We start from the raw sequence: 5,038 nt of genomic DNA on the forward strand, positions 1-5,038 counted from the left end.
CAGCGTCGACCAGGCCAAGGCAAAACAGACCGCCAAGCCAACCTACAAACCGGCGCCGGACCACCCTTGGAGAGGTCGGGGCAACATCACTCCGGCACCAGCCCAAACACCATAACCACGCATTCTACGGGGGACACTTCTGCTTTGCACAAAAGGGGACTTTTCTGAATTGGGTTGACAGGCGGCATCAATGGCCTCGGCGGGATATTCGTAATCCTCAAGCTGGCCACGGAAGAACTTGTCGTAGGAGGCCATATCAAAATGCCCATGCCCGGAGAGGTTGAAAAACAGCGTTTTGGCTTCGCCACGTTCCTTGCAGGCCAGGGCCTCGTCAATGCAGGCGCGGATCGCATGACAGGATTCGGGGGCCGGGATAATGCCTTCACAGCGGGCGAATTGCACGCCGGCCTCAAAGGTTCCTACCTGCGGCACCGCCACGGCCTCAATGATGCCTTCCTTGTAGAGCTGTGAAACCAGTGGGCTTTGCCCGTGATAACGCAAGCCCCCGGCATGAATTCCCGGCGGGATGAAGTCATGTCCCAAGGTGTACATCAGCATCAGCGGCGTCAATCCCACGCAATCGCCATAATCGTAGGCATAGTGACCACGGGTCAGACTTGGACACGACGTGGGTTCAACGCCAACCAGACGGATCTCTTTACCCGCAGCCTTGTCGGCAATAAAGGGGAATGCAGCACCGGCAAAATTCGAGCCGCCGCCACAGGGCGCAAAAATCACATCCGGATAATCACCTGCCTTGGCAAATTGCTTTTGCAGCTCCAGGCCAATCACCGTCTGATGCAGGGCTACATGATTAAGCACCGAACCCAGGGCATAATTGGTATCAGGGCGCGAGGCAGCCTCTTCCACAGCCTCCGAGATGGCAATGCCCAGAGAACCCGGAGAGTCAGGATCTTTTGCCAGCACCGAGCGCCCGGATTCGGTCAGATTGGAGGGTGAGGCCAAAACCTCCGCTCCCCAGGTTTCCATCATTGAGCGGCGGAAGGGCTTTTGCTCATAGCTGACTTTCACCATATACACCCGGATTTCAATGCCGAACATCTGTCCGGCCAGGGCCAGCGATGAGCCCCATTGCCCGGCGCCGGTTTCGGTGGTCAGGCGACGAATCCCGGCCTCGCGATTGTAATAGGCTTGCGCCACGGCGCTGTTGGGCTTGTGGGAACCGGCCGGACTCACGCCCTCGTTTTTATAGTAAATCCGCGCCGGAGTGCCCAAGGCGGCCTCTAAACGGTGTGCCCGATACAACGGCGAGGGACGCCACAGGCGTAAAATTTCGCGCACCTCATCAGGAATGGGGATGAAACGCTCGGTGCTCATCTCCTGGGCAAGGATATTGTCTGGAAAAATCGCCCCTAAGACCTCGGGGCCTATCGGTTTACCATCCTTCCCAAGCGGTGGCGCAGGAGGATTGGGCATATCGGCAACCACATTGTACCAATGGGTTGGGATGTCGTTTTCATCCAGCAGGATTTTGGTCTGGCTCATAAACGGGAGTTTCTCGCAAGCTGTCTTGACCGGCGCATTATACCCTCGCAGGTTTTTTTTAGGCAGCCGCCTTGCAATGAGCCATGCATAAACGCCCAAGGAAAAAGCGATTGATCAGACCTACCGCTCGCAGTAGCATAAAACACACTCCATTCAGCCAAAGGCGCTCAATCATTATGAATACACCCACCGCAACACCCGCCAATGACGGCATTGCCCGTATCGGCCCCAATTCCATCCTGCGCATCACCGAGGTATTGCAGCAACAGATCGGCGAGGCGCAAACGCTGGCGCTTTACCAAGAGGTTGGGCTGGAAGGCTATCTTACTGACCCGCCACAAAATATGGTGGATGAGCGTGATGTGATCACCCTGCATCAGCAGGTGCGGCGTGAACTGGGGCTATTGCAGGCCAAGGAGATTTCCTGGCAGGCGGGTTTGCTGACCGGTGATTATCTTCTCGCCAAGCGTATTCCCAAGCCGGTGCAGCTATTGCTAAAGATATTGCCTGCGCGTCTGGCCGGTCAGATTTTGCTCAAAGCAATCAGCCGCAATGCCTGGACCTTTAGCGGCAGCGGGCAGTTTCGCATTGAGCCGGGCCAGCCGGTGCGGCTGATCATTCAAAACAACCCCCTGTGCCGTGGTGCCGAGGCTGATCGCGTGATCTGCGATTATTATGCCGCCACCTTTGAGCGGCTTTTTCGCACGCTGGTACATAAAGACAGCCGGGTAACAGAAACTGAATGCGAGGCCATGGGCGCAGCGCAGTGCGTCTTTGAGATTCGCGTTGAGCCTATAAATGAGCAGCTCTGATTTTATGGCTGTCGCTTGATGCTCTGATGTCTGGCGTGATAACCGATGCGAAAGGCACCCCAGTGCTGACCTTTGACAAAGATCGGCACCGACAGATCGTGGATTACCTCACCGGTATCGCGCTTGTAGGTTTGTAACAGGTAAGCCTTTTGATGGCTGGCGCAGCGTTGCCCGGTGCGGTCGCTAAAGATTCGTTTGGTGCGGTTATTGAGCAGGTCGGTGGCGTAATCACCGGTTAAGGCCTGGCTGTAGCGCAGATTGTGGGTGGGGAAATAGCCGTTGCGATCAACGGCTCCGGCATAGAGGATAAACGCGTGGCGCTTGAGGATCGGTTCTTGAATCTCGGGCAGATGCTGGTCGGTAAAGTCATCAAAGCGGGTTTTGTACTTGGGCGGGTCGGTATTGGGCAGGCGCTGGTACTGGCTATCAAACAAGGCTTCCTGGCTGAGTTGACCGCGTTCTCCGGCCTGGGTAAACAACGCCGAGATCGTACTCGCCGCCTGCTTGGCTTCCTGGCGCACGATTTCATGAACGCCGCCCAGATCCAGCTCACCCAATAACTCATAAATCAATTCGGCTTTTTCCGAAAGATGATCGGCCTGAGACGCCAGATCGACGATTTCCTGTTCCGTCTGGTTTAACTGGGTGCTCACGGCATCAATGGAGTGGGTGACTTTTTCAAGATGGCTGTGGTTTTCGCGTGCGCCCTGGACCACCGTCTGAATGCGCTGATCGGCCACCCCGGAGTGTTCCAGAATCGTCGCCAGATGCTGGTCCACCTCGACGGTATGCTGCGCGCTTTGTTCTACGCTCACCACCAGCTGGGCAATGGTTGTCGCTGCATCGCGGGTCTCACTGCTGATCTGTTCGACCATCTGACTGATTTCATCGGTGGCCAGTGAGGTACGATTGGCCAGATTGCGCACCTCATCGGCAACCACCGCAAAGCCGCGTCCCTGTTCGCCCGCGCGGGCGGCCTCAATGGCAGCATTGAGGGCCAGCAGATTGGTCTGCTCGGCAATGCCACTAATCACATGGGTGATGCGCTGAATCTCGCTCATCCGCGCCTCTAAACGCCCCATGCGCTCGGAGGCGTCCTGCATCCGGGTTTTCATCTGCTCCATACAGCGCAGGCTTGCATGAATGGATGCCTGGCCCGCCTGGCTGGTTTCATTGCTTAGACGTGCGCGGTTTACCGCATCATCGGAGTGGTTCAGCGTGTCTTCCAGATTTTGCGCGATATGCCGCGCACAGCCGGCAATATCGGTGACCAGTTCTGCCTGGCTGTGTACACGGGTTTGCAGGATGCCGGATACATAGGCCACCTCCGCCGCCGAGATGGCAATCTCTGAACCGGTTTCACTGAGGTTTGTAGACAAGCCCTGATAGGGCATGAAATTGCGCTGAATGCGCTGAATGCGTTCGCTTAAGGAGGGCTTGCTGAGAACCACGCTGGGGGTGTCATGAGCAGAAATGCTTTGATGGCTGAATTGATACAGCTGCTCTAGCTGGCGTTCATGCGGCTGCCACAACAGGCGCTCCAGGGTGAAAAAAATCAGCAGGCATAATGTCAAGGCACTGGCAATCCCTGACCAGAGGCTGCCATCCAGCATCCAGATAAAGGCGATGCTAAGCAACATCGCAGGGGGCAAAATCCCCAGCAGGGCAAGGTATTTAATCGGAATCTTTGACAGCATGAATACGCAACCAACCAATAATCAGTCTTGAATCCCAGGCTCGCTTGTGAGTAACCGCAGGGCCGGGGTATTAAGAGTTAAGCGAAGCGTGCAAAGCGGATAGCAGATATTGGCATATATTTATCACAATGTGTACACATCAACCACCTACCACAGGGCGAGCGCGTATAAAATTTTGCCAGCAGCAAACAGCCGCCGCCCAACTGACCACCGACCCTGCTCAGGCGCAGCTTATCGTGCGCGTTCTGTCGCAACAACGCCACTCGCGGCTGATTGCGGTGGATCGAGATGGCAAGGCGCTAGCCTATGAGCTCAGCTATCGGGTGCGGCTTGATGCGCGGCGTACCAGTGGCGAGGCGGTGTTTGGTGAGCAAACTCTGACAGCCAGCCGCACCTTTGATGAGGCTCTTGACGTTGCTGTTTTAGGGAACCTCTGTAGGACTTACGCATTGACGGATTGCTCCATTTTGTGCAACAGACACTGCTTTTTACATCGTACAACAACCCATGATAAGAAGCACCAAACGCACACCGACCGTGTTAGCCCAAAGCAGTAATGTCCCCTTCGTCCAATTCTAAAATGTCCCCTTTATATTTAAGCGGGAGGGGCACGCATGACGAAGGAGCACATTACGATGAGTCACAAAGAAATTGACCGACTAGAGATGATTCAGGCGGTGGCGAACAAGCATCTGCGGCAGGCCGAGGCGGCCCAGCGCCTGGGGTTGAGCGTGCGCCAGGTCAAGCGCCTGGTTCGCCGCTATCGTGAGCATGGGGCGACAGGGCTACGCAGTGGCCACCGTGGCCGACGTCCCAATAACGCCATTGCCGAGACAGTACGCCAGGAGGTGCTCGCCTTGGTCAAGACGCACTACACCGACTTTTGGCCCCACCCTGGCCTGCGAAAAGCTGGCCGAGCGCCATGGTCATCATCTCTCGGTCGAGACCCTGCGCCAGTGGATGGTGGCCGATGGGCTATGGCAGCCCAAGCAACGCAAGCAAGCCCGCATTCATCAGCGCCGT

At 56.3% G+C, this 5,038-nt stretch carries 4 protein-coding genes; 2 read left to right on the top strand and 2 right to left on the bottom strand.

The window, feature by feature from the left end; translation table 11 throughout:
* Positions 1–42: 42 nt before the first annotated feature.
* On the bottom strand, positions 43–1,506 hold the full coding sequence (locus THISIDRAFT_RS00750; RefSeq protein WP_006788772.1) for a TrpB-like pyridoxal phosphate-dependent enzyme: 1,464 nt from the start codon (positions 1,504–1,506) through the stop codon (positions 43–45).
* Positions 1,507–1,682: 176 nt separating this feature from the next.
* Between THISIDRAFT_RS00750 and bchJ the strand changes: the two genes are divergently transcribed.
* The gene (gene bchJ / locus THISIDRAFT_RS00755; RefSeq protein ID WP_006788773.1) at positions 1,683–2,318 is read left to right on the top strand and encodes a bacteriochlorophyll 4-vinyl reductase; all 636 of its coding nucleotides are present in this window, start codon (positions 1,683–1,685) and stop codon (positions 2,316–2,318) included.
* A gap of 2 nt (positions 2,319–2,320) precedes the next feature.
* Here the strand turns inward: bchJ and THISIDRAFT_RS00760 are convergent, their stop codons facing one another.
* Complete coding sequence (locus THISIDRAFT_RS00760) at positions 2,321–4,015, bottom strand: methyl-accepting chemotaxis protein (protein WP_006788774.1); 1,695 nt, start codon at positions 4,013–4,015, stop codon at positions 2,321–2,323.
* Between the two features lie 635 nt (positions 4,016–4,650).
* On the opposite strand from THISIDRAFT_RS00760, the gene THISIDRAFT_RS00765 reads away from it, so the two are divergent.
* The coding region (locus THISIDRAFT_RS00765; RefSeq protein ID WP_221913927.1) for a helix-turn-helix domain-containing protein at positions 4,651–5,038 on the top strand (388 nt) is incomplete at its 3' end.

The organism is Thiorhodospira sibirica ATCC 700588 (genome assembly GCF_000227725.2).
Classification (GTDB): domain Bacteria; phylum Pseudomonadota; class Gammaproteobacteria; order Ectothiorhodospirales; family Ectothiorhodospiraceae; genus Thiorhodospira; species Thiorhodospira sibirica.